The 19,184-nt window shown below is 39.7% G+C and carries 14 protein-coding genes and 4 tRNA genes; 10 read left to right on the top strand and 8 right to left on the bottom strand.

What is annotated here, in order from left to right:
- Positions 1-120: 120 nt before the first annotated feature.
- The gene (dnaQ, locus tag AC5YD2_RS04140) at positions 121-1,644 is read right to left on the bottom strand and encodes a DNA polymerase III subunit epsilon (RefSeq protein WP_496125104.1); all 1,524 of its coding nucleotides are present in this window, start codon (positions 1,642-1,644) and stop codon (positions 121-123) included.
- 216 nt (positions 1,645-1,860) lie between these two features.
- Here dnaQ and AC5YD2_RS04135 point away from each other — a divergent pair, with 216 nt between their 5' ends.
- From AC5YD2_RS04135 to AC5YD2_RS04110, 6 genes are all read left to right on the top strand, one after another.
- Positions 1,861-5,301 (top strand): lytic transglycosylase, encoded by a 3,441-nt coding sequence (locus AC5YD2_RS04135; RefSeq protein ID WP_496125103.1) that lies wholly within the window; start codon positions 1,861-1,863, stop codon positions 5,299-5,301.
- Positions 5,302-5,353: 52 nt separating this feature from the next.
- Positions 5,354-7,180 carry an extracellular solute-binding protein gene (locus tag AC5YD2_RS04130; RefSeq protein WP_496125102.1) on the top strand — a complete coding sequence of 609 codons (1,827 nt, stop codon included), beginning with the start codon at positions 5,354-5,356 and terminating at the stop codon, positions 7,178-7,180.
- Positions 7,181-7,208: 28 nt separating this feature from the next.
- Entirely contained in the window at positions 7,209-8,291 is a 1,083-nt protein-coding gene (locus AC5YD2_RS04125) for a microcin C ABC transporter permease YejB (protein ID WP_496125101.1), read from the top strand.
- Positions 8,291-9,304, top strand: a complete 1,014-nt coding sequence (locus AC5YD2_RS04120) for an ABC transporter permease (protein WP_496125100.1) — start codon at positions 8,291-8,293, stop codon at positions 9,302-9,304. The genes AC5YD2_RS04125 and AC5YD2_RS04120 overlap by 1 nt, the downstream gene beginning before the upstream one ends.
- The gene (locus tag AC5YD2_RS04115; protein ID WP_496125099.1) at positions 9,279-10,868 is read left to right on the top strand and encodes an ABC transporter ATP-binding protein; all 1,590 of its coding nucleotides are present in this window, start codon (positions 9,279-9,281) and stop codon (positions 10,866-10,868) included. The genes AC5YD2_RS04120 and AC5YD2_RS04115 overlap by 26 nt, the downstream gene beginning before the upstream one ends.
- A 79-nt stretch (positions 10,869-10,947) precedes the next feature.
- Positions 10,948-12,192, top strand: a complete 1,245-nt coding sequence (locus AC5YD2_RS04110; protein ID WP_496125098.1) for an NADH:flavin oxidoreductase/NADH oxidase family protein — start codon at positions 10,948-10,950, stop codon at positions 12,190-12,192.
- 119 nt (positions 12,193-12,311) lie between these two features.
- Here the strand turns inward: AC5YD2_RS04110 and AC5YD2_RS04105 are convergent, their stop codons facing one another.
- A complete protein-coding gene (locus tag AC5YD2_RS04105) occupies positions 12,312-13,013 on the bottom strand; it encodes a glutathione binding-like protein (protein WP_496125097.1) in 702 nt (233 codons plus the stop codon).
- A 245-nt stretch (positions 13,014-13,258) separates the two neighbouring features.
- Between AC5YD2_RS04105 and AC5YD2_RS04100 the strand changes: the two genes are divergently transcribed.
- Complete coding sequence (locus AC5YD2_RS04100; protein WP_496125096.1) at positions 13,259-13,864, top strand: YiiX family permuted papain-like enzyme; 606 nt, start codon at positions 13,259-13,261, stop codon at positions 13,862-13,864.
- Positions 13,865-13,979: 115 nt separating this feature from the next.
- Complete coding sequence (locus tag AC5YD2_RS04095) at positions 13,980-14,360, top strand: Imm41 family immunity protein (protein ID WP_496125095.1); 381 nt, start codon at positions 13,980-13,982, stop codon at positions 14,358-14,360.
- 267 nt (positions 14,361-14,627) lie between these two features.
- Here the strand turns inward: AC5YD2_RS04095 and AC5YD2_RS04090 are convergent.
- The 5 genes from AC5YD2_RS04090 to AC5YD2_RS04070 form a co-directional block, all read right to left on the bottom strand.
- Positions 14,628-14,703, bottom strand: a tRNA-Glu gene (locus tag AC5YD2_RS04090).
- Between the two features lie 61 nt (positions 14,704-14,764).
- Positions 14,765-14,840 (bottom strand) — tRNA-Glu (locus tag AC5YD2_RS04085).
- 26 nt (positions 14,841-14,866) lie between these two features.
- Positions 14,867-14,942, bottom strand: a tRNA-Glu gene (locus tag AC5YD2_RS04080).
- A gap of 275 nt (positions 14,943-15,217) precedes the next feature.
- Positions 15,218-16,630, bottom strand: a complete 1,413-nt coding sequence (locus tag AC5YD2_RS04075; RefSeq protein WP_496125094.1) for an amino acid permease — start codon at positions 16,628-16,630, stop codon at positions 15,218-15,220.
- A gap of 112 nt (positions 16,631-16,742) precedes the next feature.
- Positions 16,743-16,818: transfer RNA gene (locus AC5YD2_RS04070), tRNA-Glu, on the bottom strand.
- A 248-nt stretch (positions 16,819-17,066) separates the two neighbouring features.
- Between AC5YD2_RS04070 and AC5YD2_RS04065 the strand changes: the two genes are divergently transcribed.
- Both AC5YD2_RS04065 and AC5YD2_RS04060 read left to right on the top strand, forming a co-directional pair.
- Positions 17,067-17,540 carry a YaiI/YqxD family protein gene (locus AC5YD2_RS04065; RefSeq protein WP_496125093.1) on the top strand — a complete coding sequence of 158 codons (474 nt, stop codon included), beginning with the start codon at positions 17,067-17,069 and terminating at the stop codon, positions 17,538-17,540.
- Positions 17,541-17,678: 138 nt separating this feature from the next.
- Complete coding sequence (locus AC5YD2_RS04060) at positions 17,679-18,572, top strand: DMT family transporter (protein WP_496125092.1); 894 nt, start codon at positions 17,679-17,681, stop codon at positions 18,570-18,572.
- A 37-nt stretch (positions 18,573-18,609) separates the two neighbouring features.
- On the opposite strand, the gene AC5YD2_RS04055 is transcribed toward AC5YD2_RS04060, so the two are convergent.
- Complete coding sequence (locus AC5YD2_RS04055) at positions 18,610-19,179, bottom strand: PilZ domain-containing protein (protein ID WP_496125091.1); 570 nt, start codon at positions 19,177-19,179, stop codon at positions 18,610-18,612.
- Positions 19,180-19,184 lie beyond the last annotated feature (5 nt).

Raw genomic sequence — 19,184 nt, 5'->3', positions numbered from 1 at the left:
TAAGTATATATGAGTATATAAGTGTTCTAACTAGCCCCTAAAAGCGAGGCTAAATTGTTCTGTGTTTAATATAACTGAACTCAATATTGTTTACAAAAAATATCAAATCGAAACATGAATTTATTTTGCGAAAAAACAAGCTTCGCCATGTTTTTCTTGATATTGTTTGACCCAGTTCTCATGTTGTTCTAATTCATCTTCAGACGCCATAATCACGGGCAAATCAAATTCGATCTTAGCACGTTGAATAGATTGACTTGCAAAGTCTTGCTGAGCATTCGCACTATCCATATCAAAAGACACTTGACCACCGGTCATCGCCAGATATACGTCAGCGAGAATCTCGGCATCCAGTAATGCACCATGGAAAGTACGGTCTCGCTGAGCAATTTCATAACGGCGCACTAGAGCATCCAAAGAATTCTTCTGCCCCGGATGTTTAGACTTTGCCATCGCTAAGGTATCTGTGACTTCACAGACCTCTGACAGTGCCACAAAGCCTGCACGTTTAAACTCCATATCTAAGAAGTTCATATCGAAGCTGGCATTATGGGCAATGATTTCTGCACCTTTTAAATAATCAAACAGCACATCCGCAATTTCAGCATAAACAGGTTTATCTTTTAAAAACTCATCAGAAATACCATGGACGTTTTCAGAGTCGCCAACGGGTTTTTTCGGATTAATGTAAATATGAATCGAGCTACCTGTAAGTTTGCGATTGATCATCTCAAGCGCACCAACTTCAATGATTCGGTCAGTATCCTGATAATAGAAACCAGTCGTTTCAGTATCTAAGATCAATTGACGTGGTCCCTGCAGTTTTAATTTCGCAGGTGTAATCACAATATGTGGATGTTGCTTTGTCGTATTAGCGTTTGCATTTCCAACAGTCGGTGTTGAAGGATCAGCATCTTGAACGTCAGGAGTTATTAACTCATTTGGAGCATTGCTCATCATCGAAGAGTGATCAGATTCATTGGATTGCTCTTGATCAAAAGCATCCTGATTTGATTCAGTAGGGTTCACATGATGATTCATGGCTAAATGATCAGGTTCTACTTCATCAAAGCCTTCTTCAGCTAAATCAAAGCCAAAAGGGTCATCTAAAAGCCAGTCACTTTCAACTTTTTTTTTAACTTCAATCTTTTTTTCAATGCATTGTTCTGATGGCTGAGTTTTTTCTTGAGTTGAAGCTTTAGAAAATTCACCATTTTTCATTTTTTCTAAAGTTTGATCTGCACCCAGATTGGCCAATTGATCCGCCATTTCATTCCCTGGGTGTCCAGCATGACCTTTGATCCAATTCCATTCGATGTCACGCCCTTGGCAGGTTGCATCCAGTTTTTTCCAAAGATCTGGGTTTTTAACATCTTTCCAGTTTTTCTTTTTCCACCCTTGAATCCATTCGGTGATGCCACGTTTAACATAGATCGAATCTGTCCAAACGATCAGTTTTGTATCAATAGGACAAAATGCAATGCCTTCAATGGCAGCCGTTAATTCCATGCGATTATTGGTTGATTCAGGTTCGCCACCACACAATTTATGTTCTTCATTTTCGGTAACGATATAGGCACCCCAACCACCCAAACCTGGGTTTCCACGGCATGCACCATCAACATAAAGGGTGATTTCAGACATAGTTTGAACCAATAAAAAAGAATAAAGAGTTGAACAACAACATTTAAGAATTTATTGTATACGCAAATGGGGATCATCAGTGCTTTAACTGAGTATTTTTTAATTTCTTGTAACATTTATCAATAATGAGGATGCATTTGTAGGGTTGTCTCTGACGGTGTGTTCTCTAAAATGTCCTTTATAAAATAAATCTATTATTCGTTTTTCGGAATTTGTATGTATAAACCAACCACCACAGCGTGGAAGCCACCTGTTAATCTATTCTTTAAATTATCTGTAATTGCATCTGCGGTGGCAGGTTTAGGTTTAACAACGGGGTGTTCATCTACACCTGCCAAAGCAAAAGTTCAAAAGTCCCAATCTGGGTTGCTCGATGCCAACAGTTTGGATTCACTTGAAGACTTACTTTCTGCCACTGACATGCGTGCAGTAGAAGGCGATCGCTTACTCATTTTAAAACATGGTGATGTGTGGAAGCGCATGACGGTTGGTTTTAAAATGGATGAGAATAAATGGGACCCTCGTATTGAAGCACAACGCGGTTGGTTTATTACGCGTCAGCCCTATATCGAACGTTTAAGTGCGCGTGCATCTCGTTATCTTTATCACACCGTTAAAGAAGCAGAACGCCGTGGATTACCAACAGAATTAGCCTTATTACCGGTCATTGAAAGTTCTTACGATCCCGCGGCAACCAGTAGTGCGGCGGCGGCGGGGATGTGGCAATTTATTCCAAGTACGGGGAAAATTTACGGTTTAAGACAAACCAGTATGTACGATGGTCGTCGTGACGTGGTTGAGTCGACGCGTGCTGCTTATGAGTTCTTAGGGAGTTTATATAATCAGTTTGGTTCTTGGGAATTGGCTTTAGCGGCATACAATGCAGGACCAGGGCGTATTCAACAGGCGATTAACCGTAACCGTGCTGCGGGTCTACCTACAGATTACTGGTCTTTAAAATTACCGCAAGAAACCATGAATTATGTGCCACGGTTCATGGCAGTAGCACAAATCATTAAATCTCCGCATAAATATGGTGTGAACTTACCGCCCATTGCGAACCGCCCACACTTTCGAGAGGTGACTGTTCCTGCAGGCGCGAGTTTGAATGAAATTGCGTCTATTACAGGATTAAGTCGTGCCGAATTGTATCAATTAAACCCGGGACATCGTGGTGATATCGTCGATGCATCGAGCACAATGCGTATCTTGATTCCTGCGGATTTAAATCCGAATATTGATGCGCGACTTAAATCACTTAAGCCATCTGGTGGAAGTTATTGGGCCGGTGGAACATCGCCATCATCAAATGCAGTGACCACTAAAACATCGACAACGCCGATGGTCACTTCGACGAATATACCACCAGCATTGAATCAACCTTCACAGAACTATTCTGCACAAAGTAAAGCTCAAACTACAACGTCAACAGTAACAACGACGCCAGCAATTCAGTCTAAACCTCAAACTAAGCCCACTGAAACCATACGAACTGCTGAATCTCCAGCGACTGTAGCTACGGCGGTTAAGAGTCCAAATACGTCATCTACAGCAATAACTGTGAGTAAAACGCCAAGAGGTTCTGATGCTTTGGCAGCTTTTGCATCATCTGCTGTTTTACCGAGTGCGCCACGTATTCCAGTCGCAATTACGCCTGCAGTGAATGTGAAACCCGTATTGGTAGAACCGCCTATTTCTGCGGAAGAGCGTGAAAAGATTTTAGGTACGCTACCTGCACAGCCGAATTTGACGGCTGAACAAAATATTGAAAAAGCAGTTGAACCAGAAGCAACCCAAGCTGAAAAAGATGAAGTGGTCAAAGAGCTGACAGCACTTGCGCCTAAAGGTACCGAAGTGGTAGATCCGCTTGATGGCAAAATTAAACTTACAGCGATTCAAACCAGTCAGTCCGTTGCTGCTGAACAAGGAACTGAGGTAAAAGTTGGTTTCGCATATCCTAAGTCCGTTGCTGAAAATACATCAGCCTCTTCGGAAGAAGCGAAATTAAATCAAAATAAAAATTTCGAAAAAACTGAAAGTGAAGTCATCGTTACGCCTCCGAAAGGAAAACGCAGTACCTACACGGTTTTACCGGGCGATACTTTAGCTGTCATTGCAATGAAAAATGGCGTTAATTGGCGTGATATTGCTAAATGGAACCAAGTCGATCCAAATGGAACATTATTTGTTGGAACAACACTCTACCTGTATGACGCAAAACCACAAGCTGAAGAGTCCAAAGTAGTCGAGAAGAACACTGAGGATAAAGCTACGACTTATGTGGTAAAGCCAAATGATAATTTAACTGGGTTAGCCAATCAGTTTGATCTGTCCGTTCACGATTTAGCTGAATGGAATGGTTTAAACAGCAACAGTAATCTGTTTGTGGGGCAAACATTAAGCTTAGTGGAAAAGAAAGGTTCAACGACTAAAACTCCAGTTGCGTCTTCTAAGGCTCAATCTAACGCTAAAACAGCCGAATCATCGAGTTCAATTGCTTCTAAGATCAAAACTCAACCTTATGTGGTGAAGCGAGGTGAATATCTCAAGCTGATTGCGGATCGTTATGCGTTATCGAATCAAGAGTTAGCTTCGTTAACAGAAGGTCTAAAAGCAGATACTTTCCTCATCGCGGGTCAACGTATCAACGTGCCTGTAGATCAGCTTTCAGATGTGAAGGCAAATGCAGATAAAACTACGCCTAACCAAATCGAGAGGGTGAAGATACAGCCAGCTTACAAGACCGAAAATTATCGAGTTCAAAGCGGGGAAAGCTTATATAGCATCGCGATGAAATCGAATATCACCTTAAATGAGCTTGTTGAGCTAAACGACTTACAAGCAAATAAAGCGTTATTTGCAGGTCAAACCATCAAAGTGCCTGTCAGCAATAAAGTGCCTGATAGCTATACGGTTCAATCGGGTGATAGCTTGCACGCTATTGCAAGTAAATATAATTTAGGTCTCGTACACGTTGCAGAGTTGAACGGTTTAAAACCTTCAGCAGGTTTATATGTCGGACAAAAGTTAAAATTAGCAGGAGCTCCTGAAACAACCAAAGCAGTTGCTGAGCGAAGTTCAAAGTCCGAAGTAAAATCGACAAAATCTTCAAGTAAATCAACTGAAGTGGTCTCAGAGATTTATGCTGTACGTTCAGGTGAAACTTTAGCTTCGATTGCCCGTAAATTTGGTATGCAACTGGATGACTTGCTTGAGTTAAATGACCTCAATCGACAATCGACCATTCGTGTGGGACAGCGTTTAAAAGTCATTGGTGAAGATACATCCTCCAATGATCATTCATCTAAACCGAATAGAACATCTGCTGTAACTAAGTCATCAACTATGAGTAGTAGAGCTACAGAATCATATACCGTTAAAGCAGGTGAGTCTCTCAATGTAATTGCGAGTCGTATGGGAATTACGGCAAAAGAATTAGCAGATTTAAATAACATGAATACTCGTGCAGGCTTGCAACGTGGTCAAACTTTACAAGTGCCGAAATTGGTCACTGAATATAAAGTGCGTAGCGGTGATTCGATGATTCGTCTGGCCAATCGATTTGGGGTTGAAACTGATCAATTGGCGGAGATGAATGATTTAAAACCTCATGCAACGCTACAAGTTGGTGATATTCTCAAAGTTCCCAACTTTTAGTATTTGCTTGAGCAATTAAGGATTCAGCGCAAGGATGCAACCGCTTATTAAAATGTCAAGAATGACAATTCTTGCCGTTGTTTGCTTCAGTTCCATCAATGTCGTTTGGGCAGAAGTCCAAACGACGCCTTATATTTCGCTTTATGCCACGCCAAAATATGCCAATGCTAAAAGTATGCCTTATGCAAATCCAGATGCACCTAAAGGAGGGCTGATCAGTTATTCAGCCAATGGGACATTTGATAATTTAAATAGCATGAACGGCAAAGGCACGGAGGTAGATGGCGTCAGCTATTTATTTGATACCTTGATGGGAAGTTCGCTTGATGAACCGAGTGTGCTTTATCCATTGTTGGCTGAGAAAGTCACTTTTGATCCCAAGAAAACACAGTATGTAATTTTCCAACTCAATCCCAAAGCCAAATTCAGTAATGGTAGCAGCGTGACAGCTGAAGATATCAAGTTTAGCTTTGATGTATTTCAAACCAAGAGTAATCCGGGTTTGCAAATGTATTTATCAGATTTAGCGAAGACTGAAGTTTTATCTAAACACCGTGTCAAAATGACATTTAAATCGAATAACAATACTGAAATGCCGACGATTCTGGCGCAGATGCCAATTTATTCAAAAGCAGATTGGAAAAATAGAGATTTCACTAAAATTACTTTGCAACCGATCATAGGCTCTGGCCCTTATACCATTGATAAGATTGATGCTGGGCGAAGTATCACTTATAAACGAAATCCAAATTATTGGGCGAAAGATTTGCCACTCAACCGCGGTCGTTATAATTTCAATCAGATTAAATACATTTATTACCGCAATATGGATATTGCTTTTGAGGGATTCAAATCTGGACAATTCACTTTTCATGAAGAAAAGAAAGCCAGAACGTGGGTCACTGGATATAATTTTCCGGCTATAAAATCAGGAATGGTGAAGAAATATATTTCATCACCTGAAACGCCAGCACCGACTCAAAGTTTTGTTTTCAACACCCGAAAAGCGCCGTTCAATAATATTTATTTTCGTCAAGCGTTAACCTATGCCTATGATTTTGAGTGGCTGAATAAAGCGTTGTTCTATGGTCAGTATCAGCGATTACAAAGTCATTTTTCTAATAGCGAACTTGAGCCTAAAGGTTCACCGAGCTCAGCGGAACTCAAAATACTGCAAAACTATTTACCCAAATTGCATCCTCTACAAAGACAAGGGGCTGTAGCCAATTGGAAGTTTCCGGTTTCTGATGCCAGTGGATTTAACCGTCAAGGTTTAATACAAGCACGCTCAATTTTGTTAAAAGCAGGTTATCGCTTTAAAAATGGAAAATTGCATGATCAACGTGGTCAACCGATGCAATTTGAGCTGTTGATTCATCAGGATGGTTTACAACGAGCAATTCTGCCCTTTATTCGAAATGTAAAAAAGTTGGGTATTGATGTTCAAATTCGCCAAGTCGATGTACCTCAGTATTTAGAGCGTATGCGCCGTTCAGACTTTGATATGACTACCATGGTGATGCCACAGTCGTTAACGCCGCGCAATGAACAAGCGCAGTTTTGGAGTAGTAAGGCTGCAGACGAAGTCGGCAATTACAATTTCTCAGGCATCAAAAATCCAGTGATTGATGATGCTGTTCAACAAGTCATTCGCGCACCGAATCGTGAACAACTCATTATCAGAACCAAAGTGTTAGATCGATTGTTACGTGCAGGCTATTATCAAATCTTGACCTATGGCAATAATAAAAAATGGTATGCCTACTGGAATATGTATAAACAGCCGAGTGTGAAACCTAAGTTGGCATTAGGTGAACAATATTGGTGGGTGGATCAAAACGAAGCCCGAAAAGTTGCTCAATATTTACGTCGCCAATAAGACGTAATTAAAAAGGAATTGCGTAAATATGGGCATGTATATTTTAAAGCGCTTGTTATTGATTATTCCCACGCTGTTTTTGATTCTGTTAATCAATTTCGTTGTCATTCAACTGGCACCTGGTGGCCCTGTTGAACAAGCGATCCAACAAGCTGAAAATTTCCAAGGTGTGGGTGTGGCTACAGGTGGTGGAGAAGCTGGCTCTACAGGGACCAATGTAGGCGCACAGTATCAAGGTGCGCGAGGATTGAGCGAAGAAATGATCGCAAAAATCGAAGCACAATATGGCTTTGATCGACCTGCTCATGAACGATTTTGGTTGATGCTCAAAGGCTATGCCAGTTTTGATTTTGGTACCAGTTTCTTTAAAGATAAACCTGTCACTCAACTGCTATGGGAAAAAATGCCAGTGACCATTTCACTGGGACTTTGGAGTACTTTACTGATTTATCTGGTGTCGATTCCTTTAGGGATTAAAAAAGCTCGTCAACATGGTTTGTTTTTTGATAAATCAACCTCTCTGCTTTTGGCCGTGGGTTATGCCGTTCCATCCTTTGTTTTTGCAATTTTGCTTATCGTGTTCTTTGCAGGCGGATCTTATTTTCAATGGTTCCCACTACAAGGTTTAGTCTCTGAAAACTTTGCACAACTCAGCTTGTTTGGAAAAGTTGCCGACTATTTTTGGCATATGGCTTTACCGCTGACCGCATTGGTTTTAGGTGGATTTGCAGGTTTGACCTATCTAACGAAGTATTCGTTTATGGAAGAACTGAACAAGCAATACGTGCTAGCGGCACGTGCAAAAGGACTGAGTGAAAATCGAGTGCTGTACGGTCATGTATTTCGTAATGCGATGTTAATTGTGATTGCAGGATTACCCGAGGCACTGGTTGGAATTTTCTTTGTCGGTAATTTATTTATCGAAATTATCTTTAATTTAGACGGTATCGGTTTACTCGGTTTTGAGGCGATTCAACAACGTGATTATCCTGTGATTTTTGGCACATTGTTTATTTTCACTTTGCTCGGCTTAGTGCTTCGTCTCATTAGTGATGTGCTGTATCAAGTGATTGATCCTCGGATTAATTTTGATTCGAGAGGAGCAAAATAATGTCTCCAATCATGCGTGAGCGTTTCAATCGTTTTAAATCAAATCGCTTAGGATTTGGTTGTTTTATTTTATTCTCCATTATTTTTATAGCATCACTATTCGCTGAATTTATTGCGAACGATAAACCAATCGTGGTGCAGTATGATCAACAGCTGTATTTTCCTGTTTTTAAAACCTATGCTGAAACTGAATTTGGTGGGGTCTTCGAAACGGAAGCGGATTATCGTGACCCTGTAGTAGAACAGATGATTGAGGATAACGGTTGGGCAATTTGGCCGATCAGTCGTTATTCCTATCAAACCCCAAATTTCGATTTGACTGTACCAGTACCATCACCTCCAACTGCACAAAATTGGTTGGGTACAGATGACCAAGGACGAGATGTTTTGGCTCGAATTCTTTATGGTTTACGAGTTTCACTGTTATTTGGTTTAGCGCTGACTTTATTGGCCTCTGTGATTGGAATCATTGTGGGTGCAATACAAGGCTACTATGGTGGGTGGATTGATTTAATCGGTCAGCGGATTTTGGAAGTGTGGGGTGGGTTACCGACATTGTTCATGGTGATGATTTTAGTGAGTATGTTCACTCCAAGCGTGTATTGGTTATTCTTTATTATGTTGTTATTTGGTTGGACTGCATTGGTTGGTTTGGTTCGTGCAGAGTTTTTAAGAGCACGTAATTTGGATTATGTTCGAGCCGCTCGATCCTTAGGTGTAAAAGACGCTACGATTATTTTTAGGCATATATTGCCCAATGCCATGAGTTCAACCTTGTCTCAATTGCCTTTTATGCTTACCGCCAATATTACCGCTTTGACTGCACTTGATTTTCTCGGCTACGGATTACCGTCTGATGCAGCATCTTTAGGGGAGCTATTGCTTCAAGGGAAAAATAATTTAAGCGCACCTTGGTTGGCTTTATCGGGATTCTTTAGCTTAGCCATCGTCCTTTCATTACTGATTTATATTGGGGAGGCGACGCGAGATGCATTCGATCCAAGACAAAATTAAACCCCTATTGAGTGTTCATCATCTTCAAATCAACAATCAGCAACAGGTTTTGGTAGAAGATCTGAGTTTTGACCTTAAACAAGGTGAAACGCTAGCCATTGTCGGTGAAAGTGGTTCGGGAAAGTCGATCAGTAGTTTGGCTTTACTTGGTTTATTGCCGCAAAACTTACAGATTTCAGGTGAAGCTTTATTTCAAAATAAAAATCTACTCACCTTAAATCAACAGGCACTTCAAGCTATTCGTGGTCAACATATTGCCATGATCTTTCAAGAGCCGATGACTGCACTTAATCCATTGCATCGTGTTGAAAAAATAATCGGTGAACCTTTATTGCTCAAAGGGTATAGCAAGCAAGAGGTTCGCATTAAAACCATTCAATTGCTACATGATGTCGGTTTGAGTGATGCTGAAGCAAAGCTCAGACGTTATCCGCATGAGTTGTCGGGTGGTCAGCGTCAACGTGTCATGATTGCAGCAGCACTGGCACTAGAGCCTGATATATTGATTGCAGATGAGCCGACGACGGCATTGGACGTAACTTTACAAGCTCAGGTGCTTGATTTACTCAAGTCGCTCATTCAAAAACGAAATATGGCGATGATTCTGATTAGTCATGATCTCAACTTGGTTCGCCATTATGCACAGCATGTGATTGTGATGCATCAGGGACTTGTTGTAGAGCAAGGCGAAGTCGAAACAGTCTTTACCCAGCCAAAAGCCAGTTATACCCAGCATTTATTGGATCATGATTTTGGAACTGCAAATTTAGCATTAAACAACAGTCAGGAAATTTTAGCATTAAAGCAGGTTGCGGTTAAATTTCCCATTAAGCAGGGTTTGCTCAACCGTGTGAAAGATTATTTTGTCGCTGTTGAAGCATTGGATTTCAACATTCTCAAAGGTGAATCGATTGGTGTGGTCGGAGAAAGTGGTTCGGGTAAAACGTCTTTAGCGCTCGCAATCGCACGATTAATTGAAAGCGATGGCAATATTGTTTTACTAGGAAATGATCTCAATCAATTGAATGAAAACAAGCTTCGACCCTTACGCAGTGATTTTCAAATTGTCTTTCAAGATCCCTTTAGTAGTTTAAATCCGAGAATGAATGTCGAGCGGATTATAGGTGAGGGATTGGGAATTAAAAAAGTTCCTGCATCAAAAATCATTGAGTTGATTGATGAGTCATTAACGCGTGTAGGATTACCCACACATTTTAAATCTCGCTATCCCCATGAGCTTTCAGGTGGTCAACGTCAACGTGTGGCATTGGCACGAGCATTGATTTTGAAACCTAAACTCATCATTTTGGATGAACCGACTTCTGCGCTTGATCGAACGACACAAGGTTCAATTGTGAAGCTCTTGAGACAGTTACAGCTTGAAGATGCACTCAGTTATTTATTCATTAGTCATGATTTTCATGTGGTGAGGGCGCTTTGTCAAAAGATTTTAGTCTTGAAAAATGCCAAAGTAATCGAGTTTCAAGACACAGAACAATTATTTATGCGTCCACAAAATGAATATACAAAAAACCTGATTAAGGCGAGCCAATATTCATCTTAATCAAATTGACATTGTATATTGTCAAATTTACACTCAAACTCATAATTTATTTCATTGATTAAAATAAGAGATCGCCAGCATGAACCAGATTGCAGAACAGATTCAGATTCGAAAGACCACATTTAAAAATCGCGTGATTAAAGGTGCAATGAGCGAAGCACTGGCGAATGTCGCAGGTGAACCCAATCATCTTCATTTAGGTCTATATGAAGCATGGGCAAAAGGTGGTTTAGGCTGTGCAATCACGGGTAATGTCATGGTTGATGCTCGTGCCAAGAATGAACCAGGTGTGGTGATTATCGAGACTGAGCGTGATTTGGCAAAGCTGAAGCAATGGGCGGAGCTGGGTAAGCAACATGGGATGGTGCAGTTGATTCAGTTGTCACATCCTGGTCGTCAATGTCCTAAAGGATTGAATAAGGAAACAGTCGCACCTTCGGCTGTGCCTTTTAGTGCAATGTTGGCAACCACATTTGCGACACCACGTGCATTGCATGAAGATGAAATCTTAGATTTGATCCAACGCTTTGCAACCTCTGCTGCGATTTGTGAAAAAGCAGGTTTTGAAGGAGTGCAATTGCATGGTGCACATGGTTATTTGATCAGTGAGTTTTTGTCACCAATCACCAATAAGCGTACGGATCAATGGGGTGGGTCCATTGAAAATCGTACACGCTTCCTGTTAGAAATTTATAAGGCTGTCCGTGCGGCAACGTCTGATGATTTTATTATTTCAGTGAAACTCAACTCTGCAGATTTTCAGCGTGGTGGCATTACTGAGGAAGAAGTCATTTCTGTCTTTAAAGCGATAGATGAAGCTGGGATTGATCTGATTGAAATCTCAGGGGGGACGTATGAAGCGCCTGCAATGGCGGGTGCAAAATCCAGTCAGCGCAAAGAAAGCACCATTGCACGTGAAGCGTATTTCTTAGATTTTGCTGAGAAAATTCGTAAAGAAGTAAAATGTAAACTGATGGTGACGGGTGGATTCCGCACAGTCAAAGGTATGAATGCAGCGCTTGAAAGCGGTGCTTGTGATTTTATTGGGATCGCACGTCCACTTGCGGTTGAGACGGATTTAACGAATCGTTTGATCGCAGGTCAGGATGTTAAATATGCAATCAGCCCAATTAAAACAGGGATTCCATTTGTCGACAAAATGGCGATTATGGAAATTATTTGGTATGCAGCACAGTTTAAGGCGATTGGTGAGGGTAAAGCACCGAATCCTAAATTGTCGCCTTTAAAAGTATTCTTAAATTATGCCAAAGGAAATATCAAAGCCATCATTCAAGGTAAAGTGAATTCACGTAAAAGTTCTTAACGGCAAAGATTCACTTTTGATGAGTGTTGTAAATTAATTGAAATAGTCCAAATTTGAGCGTAATTTTTATCACCGTTTAATTTGGACAATTTTTTTTATCAACTTTTGTTGTGTAGCTCTCAAATATTCCAATATCCCTTAAATGTGGATTCAGACCATTGTCCTTTTTCTAAAGCATTTTGAAAGGCAGGTCTGCTTTCCAAATCTTGAAGATAACGCTGAATATTTGGATAAGTCTTAAATTTACGATTTGTCTCGACACAAGCTCTCAGCGGGAACCATAAAACAATATCTGCAAGCGTGAATATCGAACCTGTGATCCATTGTCGCTGACTGAGTTGAGTTTCAATCGCGTTCATTTGTGCTTCTAGTGCATGATTCAAAAAGCCTTTGTCAAAACCATATTTAAACAAGATGGAAATAGGTTTAGCGATGAAAGGGGTTTGATTGACAATCTGAGCAAAAATTTGTTTTAAAGCCAGATTGGGCATAAAATTGGATTCAGCAAAATTTTTCCAATAGAAGAAATCAATATGTTCTGCATCCGTTAAATTACCCCATCCAAATTTTTGATATTTATGACTGAGATAATCCGCAATTGCAGTTGTTTCACTCAGGAGAATATCTTTCTGAGCTTGGCTTTGGATATGCAGTAATGGAAATTTAGGATTGGGGCATAGCATTTTTAAATTTTGATAAGCTATATTGTTTTTATTGACTTTGCATATTTCTAATTGGTATTGAAGTTCAAGTTCTTCCATAAGCCAAATGATACGCTGAGATCGAGAGTTGGCTAAATGGTAAAGTGTAAATGTTGTCATTAAATCTGCTGATTGATTAAAATCTATAGCAAGGTTTTATCATGATTTGGAGGCTATCGGTGTTTATGGGCTTCATTTTTTATGAAATAGTTCTTGTACGGCTTGGTTTTCAATGCTTGGTAGTCTTTATCTACAATTTCGTGACTTTTAAAGCGCCTATTTAATTCGATCATCTTGTTTGGTGGAGCTCAGCATTTCAATGCTATGGTGCCAATAAATGACAAAAATCTAAGAGAAAAATAACAATGATCAAATCTCAAAATATGAATCGAATCTTTTTATTGATAATCAGCTGTCTATCAACCTCAAGCCTTTTTGCGCAAAACTTTCAAACGGGTGACATTATTTTTCATACCTCTAAGTCCTCACAAAGTATCGTGATTCAAAAAGCCACAGCTTCGCCTTATAGTCATATGGGGATGATTGTTTATAGAAATGGCAAACCTTGGGTTTTAGAGGCGATTCAACCTGTGAAATACACATCATTCGATGCTTGGACGAAGCGTGGTGTGAATCGACACTATGTCGTGAAGCGTTATCATAAAAATTTGAATACTGAACAACAGATGAAATTGGTTAAATCTGCCGAAAAGCATTTGGGTAAAAATTATGATCTGTATTTTGGATGGGGTGATGATGCAATTTATTGTTCTGAGATCGTATGGAAAGCTTATGATCAAGCACTTGGAATCCAGCTTACACCGCTACAAAAACTGAAGCAGTTCGATTTAACAGATCCAAAAGTAAAAGCGCTAATGCAAACTCGATATGGCAATAAAGCACCTTTAAAGGAAACAGTCATAGCACCAAATGCAATTTATAACTCAAAACAACTGATCACTGTTAAATGAATAGGTAATTGGGCAATTTAAACTAATATAAGACATTGAAATATATGGAATAGAAAATCAAACTCCGTATAACGTGTTTTATGTTAATTTTAGAAAAACTTTAAAGAATAAAAATATGCATGCAAAAGAAATTATACTACGTAACTTTCCTGGTAATAGTTTGTATGATGATTCATCATTCTTAGGAAAACTGCATGAAGAACAATTATGGGATGTTGAAGAATATTGGCTTTTAGAATGGGGAATTTATAATCTTGAAAAAAGCGGATCTGAAAAATTAGATTGGGCAGTTTTTAGAATTTTTAGCAATATTACGCTGTCTATTAGCTCTCATTTAGATAAGAATGACTATTTTAAAATCAAGAATTTGAATCATCCTAAACTTTATGATCTAAGGGAAAGAGTTCAACTGGTATTTGAAGGTTATTTCTCCAAAACAATGCCTGAACAGAATATTTTTGAAGAAGTTAACCCTTTACTAATACCCTTTATTTAACGTAATGGGTGTTATGTGAACTTTCAATGTTAGAACCCATTTAAATTTTTGGTTCGATAGGAGTCTTTGTTCATTTATCTGTGAGATTGAGTATCTATTTAAATAAGAATAATCTCATCACTTTAAGATGAATTTTAAGTGCAGAAGAACAGGGCGGCGATATGGGTGAATTGAAAAATGGAAGTTTAAATAGGTTATAGATATAAAATACAAAAAGCCCAAGTCATCATGCTTGGGCTTTTTGTTGAGACTTTTACATCTCGAATATGGCGTCCCTACGGGGATTCGAACCCCGGTTACCGCCGTGAAAGGGCGATGTCCTAGGCCTCTAGACGATAGGGACAGTGTCGAAGTAAATATATTTAAACCATTTCAAAACTTGAAATACAAGTACTGAAATTTAATGGCGTCCCTACGGGGATTCGAACCCCGGTTACCGCCGTGAAAGGGCGATGTCCTAGGCCTCTAGACGATAGGGACTAAATAAACATACATACTTCTGAAATTGGCGTCCCTACGGGGATTCGAACCCCGGTTACCGCCGTGAAAGGGCGATGTCCTAGGCCTCTAGACGATAGGGACGTTTCAGAGGTGCGCGTATATTAGGGTGGATTTGTAAGTGTGTCAAACCTTTTTGTACATGTATTTAAAGGAAAAGGGTGCGTTCGTATGAAAATAAATCAAAACTAAGTGTGGTGTCGAATATTCCATCAAGAAATATAAGATTAGGGATTTAAGAATTTTTATGATCTGTTTAAAGGTTAGGCTAGAGATTTACACTTTATATCGAAGTGGGGTTGTAGATAAAAGTAAGATCAAAAAGAGTGGCATTAGCCACTCTTAATCATCTGTTCAGGCTAATTTTTAGGATGATAAAACACATAATAACTGGCATAACATGTTGCAATAAATGCTAAACATCCAAAAAAACTAACACGCATCGTCGGATCGAACACCATACTGATACAGGTAATAAAACAGAAAATGAAACCTAAGATCGGTACGATTGGAAAAAGCGGTGCTGCAAATCCAAGATCTTTCGCAGCTTTACCTTGTTTGTACCATTGGCGACGGAAGTTATATTGGCTTAAGCAAATACTCATCCACACCACAACCATAGTAAATGCGGCAATTCCTAAAAGATTGGTGAAAATCGTTTCAGGGGCGAATTGCTCTGAAAGTAAACCGGGCATTGCGCCAATCATGGTGACCATAACAGCAATATATGGGATTCCACGCGAATTCACTTTTGAGAAGACAGCAGGAAGTTGCTTGTTAAAGGAAAGAGACCACATCATACGAGAGGCTGCAAACAGACCAGAGTTCGCAGCGGACAATAATGCGGTGATAATCACAAAGCGAATAATGTCTTCTGCATACGGAATACCGATATGTTGGAATACCGTCACGAATGGACTGCTACTGACACCTTCAGCAGCTAGCCCCGCTTCTTGATGAGGAAGTAGGGAGGTCACCACAACTATGGTTCCGACAAAGAAAATCAATAACCGGAAAATCGCGGTATTGATCGCTTTAGGGACATTTTTGGCTGGATCTTTGGTTTCACCCGCAGCAACACCAATCAACTCTGTTCCTGAAAATGCAAAGTTGACAATTAACATGGTGGCAAAGATGGGGAAAATGCCTTCAGGGAACCAACCCTCAGAGGTTAAATTGCTGAACAAAGGCGCAGATTCATAGCCTTGATAGCCGAGTACCCCAAAAATAGCCAATAAGCCCAATAAGATAAAAGCAACGACTGTAACGACTTTCACCAGTGCCAGCCAAAACTCTGACTCTGCAAACCAGCGTGTTGAAATCATATTTAACGTAAATACGAAAGCACCAAAGATGATGGTCCAAATCCACATGGATATATCTGGGAACCACTCTTGCATCAGTAATGCAGCAGCAGTGAACTCGGTACCGAGTGTCACAGACCACGTTAACCAGTATAACCATGTGATGGTATAACCTGTGCCTGGACCAATATAGCGCTTGGCATAAGCACCAAAAGATCCTGACTCAGGCATATGTACGGCAAGCTCACCCAAACACAGCATCACCATGTAAGCGATGATACCGCCAAGAAAATAAGCAAGAATGGCACCTACAGGCCCCGTTTGTGCAATGACTTCACCCGACCCTAGAAAAAGTCCAGTACCGATTGCGCCACCAAGCGAAATCATAACCAGATGTCGAGTACTCATAGCGCGTTTTAAAGGCGCAGAATTGCCCTGATGCGTAGCATCATTCGGAGATGAGTGCATAGGAATTGAATAGAATCAAAAGAATGAAGCGAGTTATTGTAGTGAAAAACTACAGATCTGCAATGAAATAATAGTAATTTTGGATATGCTTTGATCGTGTGCGATCAATAGATGGCGTCCCTACGGGGATTCGAACCCCGGTTACCGCCGTGAAAGGGCGATGTCCTAGGCCTCTAGACGATAGGGACGTTGCGAGGTGATGTGTATACTAAGGATTTAATATTTCTTTGTCAAAATAGATTTAACTATAATAGGTTTAAATGCTCATACATTGAACAAAAACAAGCAATTAATTTTATTTAAAAATGATATAACATCATTTTTTGTTAATCATAAAGTTCTTATTCATTTAAATTCATTTTCTTCATAGCTTTATGTCTATGAATCTTATTCAAATTTGATAAGATTGATTCACTTTGTACAGTAGGAAATTTTAGTGCTGCCTTTTAAACTTTGGGTCGATGCTGATGCACTTCCCAAAATCTTACGAGAAGTGATTCTACGCGCTTCTGATCGATACCAACTGGAAGTCACTTTCGTAGCAAACCAAAATGTCGGGATTACATCTTCCGTTCGTATCAATTCAATTCAAGTCATGAGTGGTGCAGATCAAGCAGATAAAGAAATCGTAGATCGCATGAAACAGCATGACATTGTCATGACGCAAGATATACCGCTAGCTGCACAAGTGATTGAAAAAGGTGGAATTGCCATTCATCCTCGTGGTGAAATCTGGACAGAATCTAATATCAAAGCCCGTCTACATTTACGCGATTTTATGGATACATTACGTGGTGCTGGAGTTAATACTGGTGGGCCTGCACCGATCTCTGAGCGTGATAAGCGTGAGTTTTCAAGTGCACTTGATCAAACCATTATGAAGCAAAAGCGTAAAACAGCTCAGCTTTAATCACTTATCTATTTAAATGTATTTATCCGATGTCTGATTTTAGATCACACAAAAGTCATTCTATTGATTCTGTTCAGATCTATAAAGTTTGGTTTTAGTTATTTTGAAACGATAACCCATTATTAAAGAAGAGAGTGAATGCCTTCAAAATCCAATATTGCACTTACCTATGCGTTACTGGTCTTGATTTGGGCGACTACACCTTTGGCAATCGTGTGGAGTGCAACTGACTTACATCCTTTATGGGCATTAGCACTTCGCTTCTTTCTCGCATTTCCCATTGCATTGATACTACTACTGATCTTAAGAGGGCGTTTACCGCTAGATCAGCGTTCAATTTTAAGTTATACCGCAGGCGCATTTAGTTTTATTGTTTCACAAGTTTTTACTTATTTAGCGATTGATTATCTGAGTTCTGGGCTGATTGCACTGATGTTTGGTCTAGCGCCATTAATCACGGGGATTTTAGGCGTTTTTATATTTAAAATACGTCTGTATTGGAGTCAATGGCTAGGCATGATGATTGCTTTGAGCGGTCTAGCGATTATTAGTCTCGGGGCAGATCAACACGTTGTACATCCTACCGGCATCATATTGATGTTGATCAGTGTCTTTATATATTGTGCTTCAATGTTTTGGATCAAGAAAATTAATGCACCATTGAAACCTTTATTTCAAGCAACGGGATCAATTACGGTTTCGACATTGATTGCACTTTGTATGTTGCCATTTATTTGGCAATACGTTCCAACATCACTGCCCGAATCCAAGTCTCTTATTGGCTTGTTATATGCAGTGGTGATGTCTTCGTTACTGGCAATGTTCTGTTATTTTAAACTGGTTAAAACTATTAAAGCCACCACATTATCATTGACCACGGTATTAACACCCATCATTGCTTTAGGTGTAGGTGCTTATTTTAATCATGAAGCTTTAACGACGATGACTTTCATCGGTGCGCTTGTACTACTTACGGGTCTATTGATTTACTTTTCTAAAGATTTTCTACTTGCCTATAAAATCAATCACTAAAAATTTCAGCATTGGGTTGAGGTGTAAATTTACAGCCTCAACATTCAGACTGGTGTTGAGTAACAGCATTGGCAAGTTTCACTCGATCCTGCGGATGCAAAGTAATGAAATATGCTCCTGTACGATATTTACCATTTTCTTCAGGACGACTATAAACAACGTGTGCAGTTGCAGCGATATGGAAGAAATTTTCAGGGTGGCTTAAGCTAATATGAATATATGAACCATTTGGAATTTCTTTATCGCTGTAAAAACTCAATCCAGTTTCTGATAGGTTCACTGAATCAGGAATGGGTAACATGGTTTGTACAATAGAATCGTATAGAGAACCATTAATGAGGTTTAATTTTTGGTTAAATAAGGATAAGATTCGAGCAATTTGTTGATCTTTTTGATTTAATTGTTCTAATTCGTATAGAAGCGCATGATCAAATTGATCTAATTCTGCAAGTAAGAGAAAATAACGCGGTAATACAAAATTTGAATCATATGGATCATTGAGAGCTATTTCCTCAGAAATGATCTGATAGTTAATCCTTAGCGCAGCATCAATACGGGACATGACGCGTCTTTCGCTTTCTCCACTTTGGTGCTGTAGAGCTTCCATTAAAA

It is taken from the genome of Acinetobacter sp. CY73 (assembly GCF_059515865.1).
This window is presented reverse-complemented; position numbering and strand designations above follow the sequence as displayed.